The sequence below is a fragment of the Acetobacter syzygii genome, assembly GCF_000964225.1.
Lineage (GTDB): Bacteria > Pseudomonadota > Alphaproteobacteria > Acetobacterales > Acetobacteraceae > Acetobacter > Acetobacter syzygii.
In genome coordinates this window covers 1-20,853 of record NZ_BAMZ01000018.1, presented here as the reverse complement: position 1 = coordinate 20,853, position 20,853 = coordinate 1, and the positions used below count along the sequence as shown (strand labels likewise).

Below are 20,853 nucleotides of genomic sequence, written 5' to 3'. Positions count from 1 at the left end.
AACCTGAAGGCCGCAGGTTCAAATCCTGCCCCCGCAACCAGACGACATATAGAAAACCCCACGAAACCAATAGGTTCGTGGGGTTTTTCTTTGCCTGCATGGCTGAACGAAAATAAAATCAAACAAATCAATCGCTTGGTTTCACAGGTTCAAATCGAGACCGCCGTACCCGCAACCATACACATTCTGGCCTCCGTATTTGGACGCCACGTATAGAGAGTTGTGTCGCTAATCTCGTGCTTGCCGTATAGCCCGCCGCCGTTGCGGCCGCTTGCTGCTCCTTCAGGAGCCCGATAATCTAATTCTGCGTAAATAGTGCTCTCTTTATTGTCCATAATAGACAGGCCTTACTTCAAATCGAGGGCTCTTCAGGCACCGTCATAACTCTGGTCCATTAGTGGCTTGGCTTTGTCCAGCGTAGCCACATCAGTGATGATGATTTCGAGATCGCCAGTGCCGAAGTGACCGATATTGCGCACGTCGCGGGTAAAACCCGGCTCAAGTTGTATGGTTGCAGGATCGACCTTGACGAAAACTTTAAGGTGCCTGATCTGCGGCTTGACCTCGACGCACGCAAAGTTCTTCAGGCGGCGGAAGGCGACATAGTTGTCCAGAGTCTTCAACTCGACATCATCGCCTAGCGCCAGCAGGTACGCCTTTGTTGCCTCGTAGAGATCTACAAGGTCTTGGTCCGCATCCGCGAGGTACTGCGTAACAGTTTTCTGGCGCGACCGAGGTCGCATTGCCGTAGGCTCGGCTTGGGCGTTAACGCTGACAGGGATTTCGCGCGCGGGCCGCTCCGATGCCGAGGTCAGCAGTTCGAACAGCAAGAGTTCGTCACTAAAGCGGCGATAGCGAACCAGCGCGATATTTCGGTTCATCTGATTGACCGCATGAGCATCGTATTTTGTGAAATCACCGGCGATGCAGATCAGTCGGGGCGTCGTCCAATCGACGGCCTTCGCTTCTTCGGCGCCGAAGCGCTCTAGAACAAGCCATTCGAAATCACGGCGGTGATCCATCAGCCAGTCGAGGTAGAATAAGCCTTGGTTGATGACGTTCTCATTGCTGGCCCGTTTGTACTCGACGATCACAGGCGAACCATTTTCGTCGATGCCCAGCGAATCCATGCGTCCGCCGTTCGTCGTCGAAAACTCCGATGCAAGAAACCGCACACCGAGGAACGCTTCCATGTTGCGCTCAATAAGGGTCTGCAACGACTTCTCCAGCGCGACCGCGCTGCCACGAAGCTCTGTGACCGAAGCAGTGTCCGTGCGAAAGAGTTTTATATCACTCATACAAAAATCACCAAATGAACTGATGCCCCATTCTATCAAGTCTTCTTAGGCGATCCTCGTAATCCGGCATGATCGTTTCCAACGACCGCCAAAATCGCCGTGAATGATTGTGCTCAAGAACGTGACAAGCCTCGTGTGCAATAACGTAGTCGACCAGCGGCATGGGAGCCATCACCAAGCGCCAGTTGAGGCGAATGCGTCCCCGTGAATCGCAACTTCCCCAGCGTTTGGACTGGTCAACGACATTGACGGTCGGTGTTGGAATGCCAAGTATCTCTGCGATCATTCGCGCACGGGCAGGAAAATGCTGGATCGCATGTGCTCGGTACCAGTGACTGAGCCCGCTGCGGACAGCGGCGCGCTGAATGGATTCATGGCCATTCGGTAGTACCGGAGCGACAAGGGTTGAACCCCTCGCAGCAATCCGGGTCGTGACGGCGGTTTCGTCGGGAATGAGCTTCAGGCGATATTGCCGGCCGAGGTAGTGAAAGGTCTCGCCACTCACAAATTCCTTGACGGCCGCCTGCCCCCCAAGTTCGCGATACGCCGCCTGTTTGCGAAGCAGCCAAGCGCCTTTCTTGCGAACGATGCCGAGGACGCGGTCATCGTCCAGGTCCGACGGTGCGAGGACGCGCACCCCATCGAAGCCAACGGATATTGCCACGGTCTTCCGACGCGCCGTCCGCTCGATCAGGAACGTAAACGTTTCGTTGCCGAAAACGATGGAATACTGAGCCGCGTCCGTCATCCCGCATACCTCGCGCGGGCGACATCCATGATCTTTGCCGTCGTGGCTTCAACCTTGTGCGCATCCAGTCCCAAGCTGCGCAATTGCTCCTTGATGGCTCGGCGCATCTGTCGCTGGACGTCCTCCTTTTGATGCCAATCGACAACCTCGGCATATTCCTCAAGCGCCTTGGTGATACCGGCAGCGCTCCGGGAGCGTTCGGGTTCTGGTAGGTCTGCGTCAATGAAGGGCAGGATGGCGGCAGCCGTTCCAGTAAGGCCGTCGCCTCTGTCCGCTGAGCCCGAGCGAATATCTGCGGCTTGCCCGACCATTGCTTCAAGCTGGGTCAAGGCGCTGGCAGCGGACACGCGAGCTTCCCGCCTATCATTGACGATCCGCTCCAACTGCTCCCAAAGCGAGGCATAAGCCGTGGGGTTCTCGTCGCGGTGGACATGGATCTCCTGGCGGATGGCGTGCTCGATTTCCGCTGCCTTGGCATCGCTCGACCTGAGGCTTTCTAGATGCGGACGGAAGGCGGGGTCGAGAATATCGAACTTCACCAACAACTGTTCGACACCCGTCACCGAGAGGTGGCTGGTCATAATCTCGCCCACCTTCGCGCCGTAGTCCTTCGGATCAAATGGCTCCTCGTGATAGGCACGACGGGCGAGAACGCGGATGCGCGATAGCCACTTCAAGTCGGATGGATAGGGTTCTTCCAATGCCTTTGGGTCAGGCAAGACCATGTCCATGGCCTCGGCAAAGCGTAGGAAGTCGAGTTCGAATTTGGCGCGGATGTCGTCGGGGCGCAGCAGCTCGACGCACGTCGTATCGTCCTCGCGGCCAACACCCTCGAAGAGCCGAATGGCCGCTCGGTGCCGACTTTCAAGAAGCTGGACTTTCTCGGATAGTGGACGAAGCGCACTGGCTATGCCGTCTTCGTCCGAGAACATATCCAGGGCGTCAGAAATGCGTCGATTGTCGCCCCAATAGTCAACGACCAGCCCATAGGTCTTACCGTCAGCGGCCCGGTTCACGCGGGCGATGGCCTGCAAAAGCGTATGCTCTCGTAGAGGGGCATCGAGATACAGAACCTGCTCTACCGGCGCGTCAAAACCGGTGAGCAGCATATCGCACACGACCAAAATTTTCAGTGGATCGTCACGCTTCTTGAACCGGCCAATCATGGTGTCGCGGTCGCGTTTGGACAGGTGATGGGCTTGCAACCGGGCGCTGTCGTTGTTGGATGCGGACATGATCAGCGCGCATTCTGGCGCACCGAGTTGCCGCAAAGCTTCGACGTAGGTCACGGCGACGTCTCGGCTGACCGTCACTATTTGGGCTTTGAAACCATTCGGTTCGATAGTGCTTCGATAGTGTGCTAGGATATCTTTGGCGATGGCCTCAACACGAACTTGAGCTCCGGCAAGTTTCTCCTGAAGCCGCATGCCACGCTTCAGTTTCTCAATCTCTTCGTTCGACAGTTCAGGGAACATGGCCCGAATATCCCGTTCGAGATCGCGGCCGTCGATCCGTAGTTGTGCGTCGCGCATCTCGTAATAGATTGGGACGGTCGCTCCATCCTTCACAGCCTGGTCGATCAAGTAGCGGTGCAGATAGTCGCCGAAGACCTCACGGGTGTTGCGGTCCTTTTTGTCAATGGGCGTGCCGGTAAAGGCGATCATGCAGGCATTGGGCAGTCCCGCCCGCATCCGAGCGGCAAGCGCACCATATTGCGTCCGGTGCGCTTCATCAACCATGACGAAGACGTTCCGCGCTTTAGAAATGACCGAAGAGCGTTTCGGCACGGCGCTGTGAAACTTGTGGACGGTGGTCAGAACTGTGGTTCCAGCGCCGCCCGATAGAGCGTTGCGCAGCGCGTCTCCGCTTTCGGCCTGGATGGGGTTGGCAAATCCTGAACGCTGGAATTGTCCGGTGATCTGGTCATCAAGGTCGGTTCTATCCGTAACGATGACAATCGTCGGATTTTCGGCTTCGGGAAGGCGGCGCAGTTTGGTCGCAAGAAACACCATTGTCAGCGACTTACCGGAGCCTTGGGTGTGGTGGATAACCCCGCCACGGCGTTGTGGGTTAGGTGCGGTCCGGATGCGCTCAATCGCCCTTCCGATGGCAACGAACTGCTGATAGCGCGCCAGCTTCTTGATGCGCCGTCCGTCGATAGTCTCGAACATAACGAAGTTGCGGATGAGATCGAGCAGATTGGCTGGCGCGAGAAGTCCGGCGAGTAAGATGTCTTGCCCGGTTGGTGTCCGACCCAATTGCGCCGCGAGCGCATCGAGCGTGAGCGGATATGGGTCTTTCCACTCAGCCCATTGGCGAGCAGGCGTGAGCGTCGTGCCGTACTTCGCCACATCGCGCGCCAGTGCAATGGAAATTTGAGCCGTCTCGAACAGGCGAGTAGCGCCAAGCCCGGCGAATTCATCCCGGCTTTCATAGCGGCGGAATTGGCGGATCGCCTCACCCATCGGGTCGGCCAGTGATGGCGATTTGCATTCGATGGCAGCGAGCGGGAGACCGTTCACGTAAACGACGATATCGGGAATAATGTCCTGACGTGCGCCCCTGATGGCAACTTGCCTCGCGAACTCAAATGTGTTGGCGGATGGATCGTCGAAATCGAAGAACCGCACATTGCGGTCCTGTCGTCTGCCACCTTCAGTATGGGAGGCCGTCACGCCGTAGGTGAGAGCCGTATAGGCGCTCTCGTTCGCCTCCATCACATCGACGGCGGTAACCCGCGTGACAGTGGCTACAGCGCGGCTAACACCGTCATCACCAAGCCACGGATTAAGGCGCTTCAGGCATTCCGCGAGGCGAACCGTCAGAACCGGCTCGGTTGCTAGCCCGTCGCGCAACAGTCGCACATCGTTTGGAGACAATGGTCTATAATCGAACAGCACCCGCAGCAGGTCCGTCGCCGGCACCTCAACCCATTCGCGCTCAAGCTGTTCACTGGTCTCGTTCATGCAGCTTGTCCGGCTTTGTCACGATGATGCGCAATCATGCTGTCTGGAAGGCGGACCCGACCCGAGAGCAGTTCTTGCGCAAGCGCCTTGCGGTTCTCACTCAGGGCGGTCAACGTGCTTCGCTCTTCTTCAATCCTCAGGTCGAAGGCGACGCCGACCTCGCCAATTTTCTTCTGCTCCGCCAATGGTGGAAGAAGAATTTGCAATGCCTTGAAGGTTCCCATGTAGATGTCAGGCAGGACGCTCCCGGCGACAAGACGCTCCCACTCACGCGACATGTGCCGGAAAACCTGCTGAAGATAGTATGGATCAAGCTTGTTTCCGCAGATCCAATTCGCGAAATGCTGACTGGTGCACATCTCGCGCCCCATGACCGAAGCAAGACCGACGTTCGCAGTTCGTTGAAGCACTACAGTTCCTACCGGAAGCATGCGTGCCGATGAGTTGGCCAAGCCCAAAGCCCCGATGGCTTCGGCGCTTTCAGAGATGGTCACTTTGGTGAGTGCATCGGCATCCTGCAGTGATATCCACGGGATATTTCCGTCCCAATAGGTGGGCTCCTTGCGGTCGGGCGTGTGGCCACTTTCGAGTTTAGCAACCTTCGTCAGCGTCACGAGGTCCCAATCTGCCGGGATATGCGTGATACCCTCGGCTACTCGCCCAAGTACCCAGCGCGCTGGTAACCGCTTCATCGGAGCCTTCTCGCGTCGAACGCCACGCGTTAGCAGTTCCCGCATGGTGGCGTGCTTGGAGTCGACGAGCGCCACGATCAGCGCCTCAATCTTAGCGATGGCCTCCTCCACCGTACCTAAGACCTTGGCAATCGCGCGTTGTTCAGCGAGCGGAGGAAGGACAAGAGGGAAATGAAGAAAATCGTCTTCGCTCAATCGGTTTCGGCTGATCGAAGTTGTTCCCGTCGAGAAGGCGTCCGCACGCTCTGACGTTCGCGGATGCTGCAGGACGCGGAGTAGGAATTGGGGATCAACTCTATCCAGTCTCGCCGAAAATAGCGGGAATTCATTCGAGACATAACAATCCGCTAGATCGTCGCCAACTAATCCAAACGAGCCCTTCCAGGCGAACAGCCGATTGTAGATCACATCTCCCGGCTGAACCCGATAGATGTGATGAGCCGATAACCCTTGGCCAATCCGCTCTTCACGTAAGAAAGCACCATTTCCGTACCAACGTACCCCGAGAAGTTTATAAGAGCGTGAGGGATCAATTGGTTCGCGCCGCCCCTCCAAACGCATTGCATCGCCAAACCGCACGGCAGTCCAACCTTTTGGCACCTTAACCGACATAACCCATCTCCTTGAGAAGGGCATTCATGCGCGCGGCGGCTTCATCGCGTGCCTTCTCGGCGGTCCAGAGCTTGTCAAGCTCAGCTTTCACATCGATTGGCTTTTCGGGCTCAAGCGTGTCGATGTAGCGGGAGATGTTGAGGTTGAAATCATTCTCCTCAATTTCCTTCACGTCGACGATGCGGCAGAAGCGGTCCTCATCTTTCCATGCACGGAAGGCGTCACAGATGTCTCTGATATTGCCTTCACCCAAGATGTTCTTTTTGGGCCGCTCCTCAAACTTCTTCGCGCCGTGGATAAACAGAACTTTGCCTTTACGCTCGGGCGCTTTTGCCTTGTTGAGGATCAAAACAGTTGCGGGGATGCCGGTGCCTGCGAACAGGTTTTCCGGCAGGCCGATGATCGCCTCGAACAGATCGGCTTTTAGCATCGCTTCGCGAATGCGCCCGTCGCCTGAGCCGCGGAACAGCACCCCGTGCGGCATCACCACGCCACAAACACCTTTAGCGTTGAGCGTCGCCACCATGTGCTGAACGAAGGCCAGATCGCCCATATTTTTAGGGGGGATGCCGTAGATGAATCGGTTATGTCCCTTCTTCTCGGTGTCGCCTGAGACGTCCTCTGCGCCCCAGCTATCCAGAGAGAAAGGCGGGTTGGCGATCACGCGATCATAAAGGAAGAGGTTGCCGTCCTGATCGAGCAGGCGCGGATTACGGATCGTATCACCCTTTTCAATTCGCGCATCGCGAAGCCCGTGCAGCAGCAGGTTCATCTTAGCGATGGCCCATGTGCCGAGGTTCTTTTCCTGTCCATGCAGCGTGATGTTGAGTGCTTCACCCAGCCTCTTACCTTCAAGCTTCGCCACATGCTCCGCGACCTGAACCAACATGCCGCCGGAGCCGCAGGTGGGATCGCTAATGCGCATGCCTGGCTTGGGGTCCAGTAACTCGACAATCAGCCGCACGACATGATGGGGGGTATAGAACTCGCCACCCTTCTTGCCTGCATCATCTGCAAACTTATCGATCAGGTATTCATAGGCGCGACCAAGCATGTCCGGCTCGGAAAGCGAGGCGTTCGACAGGTCAATGCGTGAGAAGTGATCGATCAGACGCGATAAAACGCCTTCGCGGTTCTTGGCGTCGCCAAGGCGTGATTCGGAATTGAAGTCGATATTGGCCAGTACGCCTTCAATCGAGGGATTGGCGTCCTCAATCGCGGCGCATGCCTTGTTGAGGTGGTCACCAATGCCCGTCGTCAGCTTTTTGATCGACGACCAGCGCGCGCGTTCAACTAGAAAGAACTCGTGCTCGTCCGGGTCGCTGTAGGCGACATCCTCCGGCAGACCCTGACGCATGGCCTCCTTAACTTCTTCTTCAAAGCGATCAGACAGTCGCTTCAGGAACAGAAAGCCAAAGATGTAGATCTTGTAATCGGAACTATCGATGGAGCCGCGCAGGATGTCGGCGGATTTCCAAAGATGATTTTCCAGTTCGGTGCGTGTAAGCTTGGCCATGTTTTCCTCAATTGTTCTGGTTGTCGCCAAATAGACGAGCGTCAATCAGACGCCGCGCGAGTGAGCGGCGGATTTCGGCAGCCTCCAGGGCGGTGCGGTAGGCGATTTGCGCGTTCTTAACGAGGGCGGCTATGCGCTCCTGTTCGTTCCGCGACGGCAGATTGATTTCGAGCTTGGCAAGGTCTTTCGGCGACAGGGACAGCAGCGTCGTCGCCCCTCTTCGTAGGACCTCGATCTTTGGGCGAAACACATCGCTGGACAGGATTGCAAACAGGGCACCGCCCGCCACATCAGGGCCGGGCCGCACGACAATGATGTTTGCGCTGGCGATAGCCCCTGCGGTCTCATCACCTACGAGGCCGAATTTTAGCAGCGTGCCGCGCCCCGTGACGAGAACGTCGTCAACCTGCACCGCATAGGTCGCGGCTTTGGCGGGGGACGAAAAACCTACTGTGTCTAGCGCTTCTCGTGCGGCTACAGCGCCATCTTGAAAGTCACGCACTCCGATAACCGGCAGTCTTTTACCCGAGCGGACTACCTTTTCCTCGCGCGACACACCAACGCCCGCAAAAACCTCCGCGACATCCAAAAGGCGTGCGCTGGAGCGACATAGGGAGACAGTTTTCTTTCGATCTTTCATATGAAAGTGATATCCGTAGCAAGTTACAACGTCAAGGAATATAAAATCGTAATATGCTACGGATCGTAATAATTAGATTTAACCTTGACTTCCCACCGATTTTTTTTCACATACGGGGTGTCAGGCCAGAGTCTGACTTTAGAAATATAGGAGAAGCATATGACACTGCGTGCGAGGCCGAGCGGCCTCACAATCACAGAGCGCGATGTGGCGCTTATTCGGGGAATGGTGGAGCGGGGCGATCGGCACCACGACATCGCAGCGTTTTTCGGCCTCAATCAGGGGCGGATCGCTGAGGTAAAGGATGGGAGGCGGTTTCCTGAAGTTCCGCCGGCCAGTCCTGATGAGCTTCCGCCTAGGGGGCCGTATCTGACTCCTAAGGCAAGCTGGATGGAAAACCGACTGGCCTTGTAAACCAGCCGATTTCCAAATACCTGGGCCGAAGCCCGCTAGGCATGCTTCAGAACCATTAACCTAGTTGGCCCCATTTCAAAAATCAATGATCCGACGCTTCGGGCGGATCATATTTCCGGCCCGAGAGGGTCCGATACAATGTTTAAAATCCTTCGCACGAACGCAGGAGGGTGATTCTGGCTTTTCAAGGGGAGCCAGTTCCTCCTGTGTGGTGTACACACCGTAATCAGTGCAGACGGATCGAAGGCGTCAGTGAAGAAAGTAGCCTCATATATTGACCATGATACAGGATCGCATATGAGGCGGCTTGCTTATAACAAGGATCCTAGTTGGATGTGCCCATGTGCTCTGGCAGGGTTACTCTCTCATGCCGCGATGCGGGGTATCTCACGGTCTACCAATCGCAAGTATCGTTGGTTGTCTTCCCCCGCAACCATTTCCATCATAATTCACTCATAATCGACGTGTAGGCGACAGCGCGGAGGCATTGTCGATCCCTGCTATCTCCTCTTCCAGCTTGCATAAAATAGCGTTTAACGATAGGAGAAAGTAAGAACGTGTCGCATTTGCGGTGGCGCGAGAGAGGCAATCACGGCTTACTTGCGCTCCTGAGAGGGAGAACAGAGCCGGAAGGCGGGCGTGGCGTAAAGATAGAGTGGGACAGCCGGATAAATATTTCGAGCTTTTCGCGACACACCGCACTGATCTTGTGCGTTTCGCCAGAGGTATCATGAGAGATGATAGCTTGGCGGAAGATGTTGTTCAGGATGCTTTTCTGCGTCTGACTACCGCAACAGTGATACAAGGCCGTGTTCTTTCGGACCCACTGAATTATGTTTACCGCATAATTCGGAATCTGGCGTTTGACCGTTATCGACGACGGCAATTCGAGGCCGGACTGTTTGATCATGGGGTAGACAGTTCTTCTGAAACAATCGAAGCGGATGTCCCTACACCAGAAGGTGAGGCTTCGGGAAAATCCGACATGCGGGCGATGCGCGCTGCTATGGCGGAATTGCCAGAACGGACGTGCGTCGCATTGGAAATGCATCTGTTCGACGGACGAAAACTACGGGAAATAGCGGCTCATTTAGGGGTCTCTATTGGAATGGCGCATTCCCTTGTCGCGGCGGGTATGGAGCATTGTCGCAAACGTCTTTCCACACCTGAATCCTGATCAGGTGAGCAAGCTATAATTCATTGAAAATATGCAAGCCTTCATTCGTCGCATAAAAAGAGATGTGTTGTTCGGATTGATCCCGGTAGTCGCAGACGCAAGGCAAGCGAACAAGAAGGGTGCAGGCGAAGCGTGAGTGAGGACTTCAATCCAACAACGGCAGTTGAGTGGAAAATTGCCCTTTCAGAAGAGCCTGACGATTCTGTGCTCAGGGAACGCTTTGAAGCGTGGCTTGCCGCTGCTGAGGATCATCGGAAAGAGTGGCGGGAGCTTACACAGGGGCTTGAGAATTTCCGGCAAATCGGCCCGCTTTATCGTGAGAAATGGGCATCTCTCTCAAGTGTGGAACAAAATATTGCGTCCAAGCAGGGTAGGCCCAAAAGAAGACCTGCCAGTTTCGTGAGGTTTTCAATTGCTGGATTCGCGGCAGCCGCTGCCGTTACCTTCATATGGTCCTCTGATCTTCTGCTTCGATTGCAGGCCGATTACGTCACAGGCACGGCAGAGACGCGAACAGTCAGTCTATCCGATGGTAGTGAACTGATACTGGCACCGCGAAGTGCGGTAAAAATGTCTTACTCTGTAGAGAAACGGGATATTCGTCTTTTGAAAGGAGAAGCACTCTTTAAGGTTCGACATGATATGGCGCGACCTTTTGAGGTTCACACAGACAAATTTACCGTGACGGATATCGGAACTATTTTCGACGTCAGAATGTCTCAGGGTGAAGAAGAAGTCTCTGTCCGGGAAGGAGAGGTCCGGGTGCAGGACGTTTCGGGTGGGTTTCATAATCTCAATGCTGGAACCTGGGAGCGGATTAGAACCGTAAACAGCGGGGTGAGCGTCACTCAAGGGAGTGGGGCTCCGGAAGATGTAGGAGCATGGTCTGCGGGGCAGATTATTGCAAAAGAAAACAGCGTGTCCACCGTCGTGGATAGGCTCAAGCCTTACTATCGGGGGGTTGTCGTCCTTTATGGTTCTTCCTTTGGGGAGAAGTCACTCACCGGCGTTTATGACACAAGTGACCCGATTGGCGCATTTCGGGCGATCGCAGCCGCGCATCATGCTCAGATGCATCAGGTTTCGCCCTGGCTGACAATATTGGCAGCGCCGTAGAGAAAATCCTCACCGTAAGTCATTTTTTTCTGAAAAACGCCCTCTACCCATTCGTTAGCCCAATGATGGGTGCGGTTGCATTGCATTCGCAATTGTGACGACCCATGCGAATGGGAACGGATAAGGTGATGACGATTGACGATAGAATGAAGCGATGCGGGCGGCAGGTGGCGTGGTTCATCGCGCTGGGTAGTACGACGTTTCTGAATGTCGCTGTGACGAAAAGCTATGGTGCAGAACCTTCCCAAAGTGCTCAGACAGTCAGATCATTTTCCATTCCAGCCCAATCTCTTGAAGATGGTCTCGCCAGGTTCGGACAGCAAAGTGGGTGGCAGGTTTCTGTTGATGGAAAGCTTGCAAAATCTCTGACAACGCATGGTGTTAGCGGTACGATGACGTCTGCTCAGGCCCTCAATGCGATCCTTTCCGGGACTGGCCTGACGTACACGATCACAGGTGGCCGGACCGTCGTTCTGACAAAAGCGGCGGCCAATATCACGCTTGGCCCGATCCGTGTCGGCGGCAGTCTTAACGCCCATGAGGCTTCCATAGGACCCGGTGTTGGTTATGTCGCCACATACACTGACGCTGGAACGAAAACGGACACGCCCATTACACAAATACCTAATTCTGTTTATGTTATTACCAAGCAGCAAATCTTGGATCAGCAGGCCCAGACTGTCGCAGAAGTTCTACGTTACATGCCGGGTGTTTATGCCGAACGATTGGGGACTTCCAGTATTGGCTCTGCAGCAGGCGGCAATGCTAACGGTACCGGATCCATCATGATGCGTGGCTTCGCGAGCACGCAATATGTTGATGGGCTTGTGGGGGGGGCTTTGGCTGCTGGCGAAACCGCTTTTGTCGAACGCGTTGAGGCGCTCAACGGGCCAGCTTCAGTTCTTTATGGACAGGTAGGACCCGGTGGATTGATCGCGACTCAATTAAAACAACCGGGCGAAACCCCAATACGAAACGTGAGTGTTGGTTTCGGTAACTGGGGTCGTTATGAAGCGACCTTCGACGTCGGCGACAAAATCACGAAGTCGGGAAATCTGAAATATAGAATTGCAGGAATAGGTGTAACGCAAGGGAGTCAAACTGATTACCTTAATTACAAACGAGTTGGTGTTCTCCCGTCAATTAAATGGGACATTGATGAGAAAACCAGCTTGACGCTCATTGGCCAATATCTGTACGCGCCATCGGAAGCACAAGGAAGCGGTTATCCGGGCGTAGGCACTCTGGTTCCGGGTAAATACGGTTACCTTCCACGGTCACGATTTCTGGGAGATCCGTCCTTAAATGAAAATGGACAGAAAACGGCGTCATTTGAATATCAATTCCAGCACAAGTTTAATAAATTTCTCGAATTTCAGCAAACGTTCCGGTATGAAGATTCATCAACAAATATCAAACAGACCTATTTGTTTGGTTCTCTCCAAGAAAACCAAACTATTAATCGTAGGGCGTGGCATCAGGCTAGTTCGCATGCCACACTGGCTCTGGATAGTAGGCTTGTCGGACATGTCAATACGGGTGGTGTCCAGCAGACTCTCGTAGCTGGAATGGATTTTAGGCGTGTCGATCTGACTCAGAATATAACATATGATGTGAATGGTACAAAACCTATAAATATATGGGATCCTGTTTACTATATTACGTATCCAAATTTTAGTCTAAGTAGTCCTGATAATATAAGAATCCAAAATATGCGTGATGTGCAATATCAGAGCGGAGTATATTTCCAAGACCAGATAAAATGGAAAAAACTATCTGTTATTCTTGGAGGGAGACAGGATTGGTATAATGATGCTGGGCCATTTATCATAGGAGATAACTTCCTAACGTCTGGGCATGGCGTGATTACTAAACCTTATGTCGAGTCAGACGATAAGTACTCATCTTCCAAATTTACATGGAGGGCTGGGTTTACGTATAATTTGGATTTTGGATTAACTCCTTATTTCAGCTATTCAACATCGTTTCTTCCGCAAACGGGTTCAGTCCAATATAATGGTCAGGCGGCTAAACCATTGAATGGACGGCAATTTGAGGCTGGTCTGAAATATTTGGTGCCGAATACGAATATTTTACTCACGGCGGCGGCTTACGACATCAAGGAAAACCACTATCAGATTACAGACACTGAACATCCCGGTTATAATGCGGATGCAGGCACTGTTACGTCCAAAGGCGTCGAATTATCGGCCCATGCCAATGTTACGAAAGACATCCGTTTAACTGCGTCTTATTCATTTAATGAGACACGTGCCACAAAGAGCAATAATAAAGTAACACTTCGCGATATGGATGGAACCAATCTCGGAACTATCAGTGAGCAGGGGAAGTATATAGCTGGTCTTCCACGAAACATGGTGAATATGTTCGTTGACTACACGTTGCCAAGACAGATATTTCATGGTCTTGGTGTAAATTTCGGCATTCGTTATATCGGATCGACATATGCCGATAATGCTAATAGCTACAAAGTGCCAGACTATTTACTTTTTGATGTAGGTGCTCATTATGATTTCGAGAACGCGTCCCCAATGTTGAAGGGTTTGCGTACTCAGTTGGCAATCTCGAACTTAGCAAACACACGCTACGTTACATCATGCAGTTCTGGGATGGCTGGAGGCACCTGTTATTATGGACAAGCTCAGAGAATATACGGGAATATCTCATATTCGTGGTGAAATTTCCCCACCCCGAACTACAGCACCTTTTTCCCATTAAATTCAGCATTTTGCCCCACGTCTCCATGCCAAAGTCGAGGGGCAACCGTGCTGCAAGAAGCGTGGACCGCCCCCGGCAAGATGCGAGGGGCGGCCCATGTCAAACTCGGTGGGTGATGCTGCGCAACATGCGTGGGGTGTCCCTGCAATTCATAAGGTCATGCCGCAAGGCGTGAGAACTCAATGTAACCAGAAACTTGGGGCTGCCTGATAGGTGCGGCGTGTTTTGTCGCGTCCGGTCGGTGAACTGCCCCGGTTTTACCGGAGAGTAAAACTCTCGGAGGATGAGCCTTATGGTAGAGAAGAAGAAAACATCACGTTATTCGGCTGAGTTTCGTGAGTGTACGGTGCACCTTCTGGAAGAGCATCGATCGGATTACCCGAGCTTATTAGCTGCCTGTCGTGAGATTGGTGGCAAACTTGGATGCTCGGGCGACAGCCTGCATGACTGGTGGAAGCAGGCCCGGCGGGACGCGGGTGCGCAACCGGGGCCGACCACGGCCAAGACGGCACGGATCAAGGCGTTGGAGCGTGAGGTCCGTGAACTGCGTCAGGCCACCCATCTGAAGGTTTCCCATTCGACCTGCGCCATGAATTTCCATGGCCCCAGATGATGGATGACCTCAGCCTTGTATAAACCGTTGATGGTCCCCTCAGCTATTTTCGGGTCTGTTCGTTCTCCTTTTGTATGCGGCGGTTTCCGCAACAATCGTGGATATTGCCTGCTATGCATTCCTTATTGAACAGATCCCGGCAAACGAGAGGGAAAAAGGCAATATGGCGTAGGTGGGAGATGCCTAATATTGGCCTGGTATTGGGCGGAAGTGTTTTTGTAAGCCTATACGGTGTTTTGGGGTGGCGGATTGGCTGCTTTGTTATGGCTTTTATTGTTTTAAGCCTTACGGCTTCAATGCTCTTTTATAATCAGGAAAATAGGGAGGTTTTTCCAGTCAGCCCTCAGGAGTTGCGTCCCGGTCTTCTGAACGCACTCAGAAGGGGAGAAATATGGTGTGGCATTGTTCTGACCATTATGTATGAAATGAGTGGCCGGTTAGTGCAGGGTTTGACGGGTCCTTTTTTGATTGACCAAAGTATTTCTCTCAATGCTGTTGGTGTTTTTAACGGTATTGGCGGTGTTGTTTCGGGTTTATGTGGTACAATTGCAGGTGGTATGATGGTCAGCAGAGCGGGCGCAAAAAACGCTATGTATATGATCGCCATCTGTCATGCTGTCCTTCTTGCAGTCATTTTCTCTTCGATAAAACTGCATTTTCTCAGCACACCTATTCTTTTTTCTCTTTTTGTTTGTGAGGCCACACTTATGGCGTCCAGTTTTGTTGCTAGCTATTCTCGGTTCATGATATTGACATCACCTTATCAGCCCGGAATAGATTTCACATTATTTCAAAGTACAAGCGCTATTGCAGCAGCAATTCTTGGAGTGACCGGGTCTGTTATGGCGGAGAAAATAGGGTACGATAAAGTTTTTTTATTTTCAGTTTTATTATCTATCGAAAATATTGTTTTGATGTCTCTGATTAATTATTTCATTGGGAAATATAATTATGTTATTATGTATTTATATTAATTATTCTGCAATGGTGGGGTTAAAATTTCTATCCAGAATTCCACGTCCTACCCAATTATCGACTTTTTTGATGTGAAAGTGGGTACGGGTTTGCCCCGGTGTAAACATCAGAGGCAGAGGGCTGCGCGGATTTTCGTGACGGGTTGAGAGAGTAGGGGGAAGTCTCCTATGCGCCTGCGATGGGCAGTCGATTATGTCGCACCTCCATTAGGTCAGACGCTGGCTGCCGAAAAATTCCAATAATACGTTTTTTTAGCGGGAAATCCCGTTCCTTGCCTGTTGGCAGGAAAGACGTTAAAAGTCGAGACTGATAATGAGTCGCACAGTATCGATCAAGATAAAGTCAGGCCGTTATAGACCAGCTGGTGCGGGAGAGGTGGACCCTTTGGAAGAGGCAGGCTCGTTCGCAACCCTATATGCCGCGCATCAGCGGGCGCTACTCAAATATGCCAGTAGCCTTGTCAGGGACCGATCCGTTGCGGAGGACATTGTTCAGGAAGCATGGCTCCGTTTTGCGCGCGCCGCAGCAGATACACAGCCATCGGAGCCTCTGCGCTATCTGTACCGCATTGTGCGTAACCTCTCGATCGACAAAGGACGAAGGGAGGTCCGGGAACAGGAAATTTTCGACACCGCGTCTCCTGAGCATCTTGCTGATAACGTCGCGGATACGAACCCGGCTGCGGATCAGATCGCATGGGACAAAACCGCGCTGGATGCTGTTCGCGTGGTCATCAGCGCAATGCCGCCGCGCATGCGCATAGCATTTGAAATGCATCGTTTCGGTGGTTGCAAACTGCGTGAGATTGCTGAACACCTCAATATTTCTTTAGCCATGGCCCATACGCTCGTTGCGGCAGCCGTGGACCGGTGCCGCGAACACGTCGAATGGCCATAAAATCAGTGTTTGCGTTGGAAAAAATCATCCCTTTGTCGTCAAACGCTATAGAGGCGCGTGGCATGCCATCATGTGCTCTCATAAAACCCTGTTTTATCTGAAAGATGCTGATGGCGACGCCCCCCGACCCGACCAGAGCCCGTGCGGAAAAGGATGCGACAAACTGGCTGATCCTGCTTCAGGAAGAACCGGATGATCCTTCTGTACAGGCAGATTTCCAAGCATGGCGCGCCGCATCGCCTGTCAACGACGATGTATGGCGCCATACGCAGAAAGCGATGGGTATTGTCGCTGCTCTTCCTGCTGGGAATACTGGGAACTGGCAGGCCGATCACAAGGTCGCCGCCGGAGCAACCAAACACCGTTTTCCTGTTTTTCAATCCAGACGTCGCACTCTGGTAGCAGGGGTTATGGCTCTTGCCGCCTGCGCAGCGCTGGTTGTCTTTCTTCCGGATATCACGCTGCGGCTGCGGGCGGATGCCATGACCGGAACGGCTGAACGTGTAACGCTTACACTCCCTGACGGAGGAACCATTACCCTTGCGCCATCAAGTGCTGTGACTTTTGGTCCCGGTGGTGACAGGCGTCATGTAACCCTTCTGGCGGGGGAGGCTCTGTTTTCGGTTGTTCACGACGAAAAGCGGCCTTTTCTTGTGCGTGCTGGCGCATTTGAGACCGAGGATATCGGCACGCTGTTTGACGTCAGCCGACAGGGTGAAGGACTAACCGTGGCTGTGAAGGCCGGACAGGTTCGTGTCCGGGGCGGGAAGCTTCCCCCTCAGGGAGTGGACCTCTCCGCAGGACAGATGATCACGGCGGATGCTGCCACGTTCCATACGACCGAGCGGCCTGCGGACCAGATGAGTGCATGGGCCGATGGGTTCGTTCTGGCGAATGATGAACCGTTGGGCCGTGTCATCGAGCGGCTTCGGCCGTGGCTACAGACCAGGGTAATCATAGCACCCAGCCTTGCACGGCAGCCGGTCTCCGGTGCCTACAGCCTTGCTGATCCAGATGCCGCACTTCAGGCAATCGCCCAGGCCAGACAGGCAAACATCAGGCGTCTCGGGCCGTGGGTGACCGTGCTTTACTGAGTCCGCCGACAGTTTCACATCTGATCTTTCGTTTTATGGGCCGTGACCTCTTCCGGGTTTGGTCAGAGCCCGGCCGTCTATCAGATTGCATTTTCCGTTTGCCCGACACCACAAAAAACCGACAAAAAATTTACCGATAAATCAACTTTTTAAAACGAACCTGCGCGTGCTCGCCAAAAAAATCCGGCTAGACTCGTTTTTTTATTGGAAAAATTTTTTCCCCATCGTTGTGCATAGTAGAAGGGATAAGAATGCAAGGCAGTCTCAACTGGATAATGAGACCACTTGCTTCCGGCCCGCAACGCTCACGACGGAGAGACAGAGAGTGACGCCATTGACAGAGGGCCAGCCGGCGCGGGCAGGCTCCACGAACACCACGCCCCCCGTTTTTTGCAGGATGATCGACGCTTTTTGCGCACCCACATTTCGTATTTTGCACGATCGCCTCACGCATGTTGCTGCCCCTCATTCCACGAGTTCGGCCCGCTTCCGCTCTCCCCGCTCGACCGGCCAAAACGTGCCCGTTTCCGCCCGTCTCGCGCCAGCCGCTGTTTCGTCGGCCTTTCTTGCCTGCGTCCGCCTGCCTCATGCGTCCCGCATTCTCGCAGGAACGGCGTTGACCGCTCTGGTAATGGCGGTTCCGGCACACGCTCAGTCAGCAACAACTGCCCTGTCAGCGGCCGCCACCCAGACCACGCGTACTTACAACATTGTGGCACAGCCTCTGTCCTCCGCTCTTTTGAGCTTTGGAAAACAGTCCGGCCTGCAGATGACAGCACCGGGTGAACTGTTGCGCGGTGTGAAAACATCGGGCGTACATGGACAATTGACGTCCCGGCAGGCGCTGGGGCAGCTTCTTGCGGGCACAGGATTGAGTTATGTGGTTTCAGGAAATGGAACCGTGATTCTGACGAAAACCGCTGCCAGCATAACTCTTGGTCCCGTCCGCGTTCAGGGGGCTTACGGCACGGAGAATCCCAGAGGTCCGGGCGTTGGTTATGTGGCGCAGACCACCATGTCAGGCACAAAAACAGATACGCCGATCACGGAAATTCCGAATTCGATTTACGTTGTGACGAAACAGCAGATGCAGGACCAGCAGGTTCAGAATCTGGCAGAGGCGTTACGCTACACACCGGGAATTTATGCTGAGGGTATGGGCCAGCAGACTAACGGAGCGGCAGCGGGGTTTGGTGGTGGTTCTTTTAAGCAGCGGGGGTTTTCTTCATCGCAGTTTATCGATGGATTGATTTCGAACTCTGAGGTAGCGCTGGATCCGTCCTTTATTGAGCGGGTTGAAACGATCAATGGCCCTACTTCCGTAATGTATGGACAGGCGGCCCCTGGGGGCATCATCAACGAGAGTCTGAAACGACCTACTGATACGCCGCTGAGAAATGTATCTGTGGGTTTTGGTAACTGGAACCGTTATCAGGCAACATTTGATGTCAGTGACAAAATCACGTCGTCAGGGAATCTGAAATACCGCATCGCGGGCATCGGTGTCTCCCAGGACACGCAGACGAATTATGTTCGCTACCATCGTGTTGGTATCTCTCCTTCAGTTGATTGGAAGATTGATGACAAGACGGATCTGACACTGATTGGAAACTACGTTTATACACCAGAAGATGGAGCGTATTCTTCTTATCTTCCGGCTGTGGGAACGCTGTTTCCTGGAAAATATGGACGTCTTTCTAGGCATCTTTTCATGGGAGAGCCAGGATGGAACAATCACAAGGAAACCGGTGGTCTTTTTGAATATCTGTTTTCACATCAGTTCAATTCCCATCTGTCGTTTCATCAGACATTTCGTTATGAGGAGTCGAAAACCAATTTTAGCTATGTTTATACAAAATCCGGAGCGCTTGATTCTGACGGAGTTACGCAGCCGCGCGTGGCTTTCTCTGTGCCCAACACGACGCGCACTGTAGCACTGGATTCACATCTCCTCGGAAAATACCGGACAGGAGAAGTCCGTCATACAGCGGTCGTTGGTGTCGATTTCTGGGATTATCATTCCAATGGTCAGTATTACCGCTCCGATGCGAACAGTCTGAATATTTACGCGCCCCAATATGGGAATTTTACACCGCATTTTGGCTACCCAGGAATGGGGCCAGCGGACGCAACATCCTGGTCATGGTTCGGGCGAGACACCTATGATCAGGTCGGTGTCTATTTTCAGGATCAGATCAGATACAAAGGATTGACTGTAACTGTGGGTGGTCGCCAGGACTGGTTTTCACAAAACAGCTGGTCACAATCAAATTTTCCGTACACGGGTACCAGCAGCACAACGACCTCTCCCTTTTCGACAAAGGCGTTTACCTGGCGGGCTGGTGCGACATATGAACTTGATTTCGGACTTGCCCCGTATTTCAGTTATGCGACATCCTTTCAGCCACAGACAGGTACGGATGTGGAAGGACATGCTTTCAAACCGACTGAAGGCAAGCAGTTTGAGGCTGGCCTGAAATATAAACCGCGCGGCTTCGACGCCCTGTTCACAGCATCGGCTTTTCACATTGATCAGACGAATGTTCTGACATCAGATCCACAAAATCCCGGTTATTCCATTCAGACAGGACAGATGACCTCCAAAGGTTTCGAGGTGTCTGCTCAGGCTAACATCACGAAGGATCTGCGTATTCTCGCATCTTACACATATGACGATGTTCGATATTCAAAGAGTAATGATACAACTGTACCGTATTATTATGATCCAACGTCAAATCAGCCAGCATATCATATGCGTGAGGGCGCAGCACTGCCTCTTAAAGGCAAATATGCTGCGGCTGTGCCACGCAACATGACGTCCATGTTTGTTAATTATGCTCTTCCTGAAGGGAAATTCAGAGGACTGGAATTTAATTTCGGTGCCCGTTATGTCGGCTGGACTTATGCTAATACGGCGAATTCTTTCAAAGTTCCGGCTTTTATTTTGTTTGATACCGGTGTCCGTTATGATTTTGGGAAAGCTGCGTCTTTTTTGAAAGGACTTGTCGGGCAGGTGACAATTTCCAACCTCACGAACAAATATTATATTACATCCTGCGGAACAGCGCAGTGTTATATTGGTCAGGGAAGGCGTGTGTACGGGAATTTGTCATATAACTGGTAAATTTCCCCACCCCGAACGACAGCGTCTTTTTCCTAAGTAATTTCAGAACTTTACCCCTCGTTTCCACGCCAAAATCGAGGGGCAGCCCCGCTGCAAGAAACGTGGACTGCCCCCGGCAATTCTCGTGAGGCGACTTAGTGCCAAACTCGTCGGGTGCCACAGCGTAAGATCCATAGGGTAATTAGGCAATTGAATTGCCCCGGGTTTTGTGGAGACGTTTTTATCTGAACTA

General features: G+C 53.0%; 14 protein-coding genes and 1 pseudogene. 9 read left to right on the top strand and 6 right to left on the bottom strand.

The genetic code is table 11. The features are described 5' to 3' along the window. A partial coding sequence (locus Absy_RS13105; RefSeq protein WP_219810134.1) for a hypothetical protein occupies positions 1–216 on the top strand: 216 nt, incomplete at its 5' end. Between the two features lie 152 nt (positions 217–368). On the opposite strand, the gene Absy_RS07475 is transcribed toward Absy_RS13105, so the two are convergent. Genes Absy_RS07475 through Absy_RS07450 form a run of 6 tightly spaced genes read right to left on the bottom strand, consistent with a single transcriptional unit; the run spans position 369 to position 8,472 of the window. Next, positions 369–1,298 carry a DUF5655 domain-containing protein gene (locus tag Absy_RS07475; protein WP_048854126.1) on the bottom strand — a complete coding sequence of 310 codons (930 nt, stop codon included), beginning with the start codon at positions 1,296–1,298 and terminating at the stop codon, positions 369–371. A 7-nt stretch (positions 1,299–1,305) separates the two neighbouring features. Then, positions 1,306–2,046: a M48 family metallopeptidase gene (locus tag Absy_RS07470; protein ID WP_048854125.1), complete on the bottom strand. Its 741-nt coding sequence runs from the start codon at positions 2,044–2,046 to the stop codon at positions 1,306–1,308. Further along, positions 2,043–5,012: a type I restriction endonuclease subunit R gene (locus tag Absy_RS07465; protein WP_048854124.1), complete on the bottom strand. Its 2,970-nt coding sequence runs from the start codon at positions 5,010–5,012 to the stop codon at positions 2,043–2,045. The genes Absy_RS07470 and Absy_RS07465 overlap by 4 nt, the downstream gene beginning before the upstream one ends. Then, positions 5,009–6,316, bottom strand: a complete 1,308-nt coding sequence (locus Absy_RS07460) for a restriction endonuclease subunit S (RefSeq protein WP_048854123.1) — start codon at positions 6,314–6,316, stop codon at positions 5,009–5,011. Before Absy_RS07460 ends, Absy_RS07465 begins: the two co-directional genes overlap by 4 nt. Continuing rightward, entirely contained in the window at positions 6,306–7,832 is a 1,527-nt protein-coding gene (locus tag Absy_RS07455; protein ID WP_048854122.1) for a type I restriction-modification system subunit M, read from the bottom strand. Before Absy_RS07455 ends, Absy_RS07460 begins: the two co-directional genes overlap by 11 nt. 7 nt (positions 7,833–7,839) lie before the next feature. Beyond that, complete coding sequence (locus Absy_RS07450) at positions 7,840–8,472, bottom strand: restriction endonuclease subunit S (protein WP_048854121.1); 633 nt, start codon at positions 8,470–8,472, stop codon at positions 7,840–7,842. A gap of 985 nt (positions 8,473–9,457) precedes the next feature. Here Absy_RS07450 and Absy_RS07445 point away from each other — a divergent pair. The 8 genes and pseudogenes from Absy_RS07445 to Absy_RS07410 all read left to right on the top strand — a co-directional run bounded on the left by Absy_RS07445 (position 9,458) and on the right by Absy_RS07410 (position 20,621). Continuing rightward, positions 9,458–10,063 carry an RNA polymerase sigma factor gene (locus Absy_RS07445; protein ID WP_084596993.1) on the top strand — a complete coding sequence of 202 codons (606 nt, stop codon included), beginning with the start codon at positions 9,458–9,460 and terminating at the stop codon, positions 10,061–10,063. Between the two features lie 132 nt (positions 10,064–10,195). Next, positions 10,196–11,179 carry a FecR family protein gene (locus Absy_RS07440; RefSeq protein WP_048854118.1) on the top strand — a complete coding sequence of 328 codons (984 nt, stop codon included), beginning with the start codon at positions 10,196–10,198 and terminating at the stop codon, positions 11,177–11,179. Positions 11,180–11,307: 128 nt separating this feature from the next. Beyond that, positions 11,308–13,878, top strand: coding sequence for a TonB-dependent siderophore receptor (locus Absy_RS07435; protein WP_052945725.1), 2,571 nt, complete (start codon positions 11,308–11,310; stop codon positions 13,876–13,878). A 323-nt stretch (positions 13,879–14,201) separates the two neighbouring features. Beyond that, a pseudogene (locus Absy_RS13010) lies at positions 14,202–14,414 on the top strand (IS3 family transposase); the annotation flags it as partial. A 296-nt stretch (positions 14,415–14,710) separates the two neighbouring features. Further along, on the top strand, positions 14,711–15,505 hold the full coding sequence (locus Absy_RS07425; RefSeq protein ID WP_048854115.1) for an MFS transporter: 795 nt from the start codon (positions 14,711–14,713) through the stop codon (positions 15,503–15,505). Between the two features lie 313 nt (positions 15,506–15,818). Beyond that, positions 15,819–16,403: an RNA polymerase sigma factor gene (locus tag Absy_RS07420; RefSeq protein WP_084596991.1), complete on the top strand. Its 585-nt coding sequence runs from the start codon at positions 15,819–15,821 to the stop codon at positions 16,401–16,403. 110 nt (positions 16,404–16,513) lie between these two features. Beyond that, positions 16,514–17,497 carry a FecR family protein gene (locus tag Absy_RS07415; RefSeq protein ID WP_048854113.1) on the top strand — a complete coding sequence of 328 codons (984 nt, stop codon included), beginning with the start codon at positions 16,514–16,516 and terminating at the stop codon, positions 17,495–17,497. 616 nt (positions 17,498–18,113) lie between these two features. Then, a complete protein-coding gene (locus tag Absy_RS07410; RefSeq protein ID WP_245614771.1) occupies positions 18,114–20,621 on the top strand; it encodes a TonB-dependent siderophore receptor in 2,508 nt (835 codons plus the stop codon). Positions 20,622–20,853: the final 232 nt, after the last annotated feature.

Bases quoted from the DNA above. Each gene is read 5' to 3' on its own strand.
- Absy_RS07475 (WP_048854126.1), bottom strand. From the start codon at position 1,298: ATGAGTGATATAAAACTCTTTCGCACGGACACTGCTTCGGTCACAGAG.
- Absy_RS07470 (WP_048854125.1), bottom strand. From the start codon at position 2,046: ATGACGGACGCGGCTCAGTATTCCATCGTTTTCGGCAACGAAACGTTT.
- Absy_RS07465 (WP_048854124.1), bottom strand. From the start codon at position 5,012: ATGAACGAGACCAGTGAACAGCTTGAGCGCGAATGGGTTGAGGTGCCG.
- Absy_RS07460 (WP_048854123.1), bottom strand. From the start codon at position 6,316: ATGTCGGTTAAGGTGCCAAAAGGTTGGACTGCCGTGCGGTTTGGCGAT.
- Absy_RS07455 (WP_048854122.1), bottom strand. From the start codon at position 7,832: ATGGCCAAGCTTACACGCACCGAACTGGAAAATCATCTTTGGAAATCC.
- Absy_RS07450 (WP_048854121.1), bottom strand. From the start codon at position 8,472: ATGAAAGATCGAAAGAAAACTGTCTCCCTATGTCGCTCCAGCGCACGC.
- Absy_RS07435 (WP_052945725.1), top strand. From the start codon at position 11,308: ATGACGATTGACGATAGAATGAAGCGATGCGGGCGGCAGGTGGCGTGG.
- Absy_RS07425 (WP_048854115.1), top strand. From the start codon at position 14,711: ATGCCTAATATTGGCCTGGTATTGGGCGGAAGTGTTTTTGTAAGCCTA.
- Absy_RS07420 (WP_084596991.1), top strand. From the start codon at position 15,819: ATGAGTCGCACAGTATCGATCAAGATAAAGTCAGGCCGTTATAGACCA.
- Absy_RS07415 (WP_048854113.1), top strand. From the start codon at position 16,514: ATGGCGACGCCCCCCGACCCGACCAGAGCCCGTGCGGAAAAGGATGCG.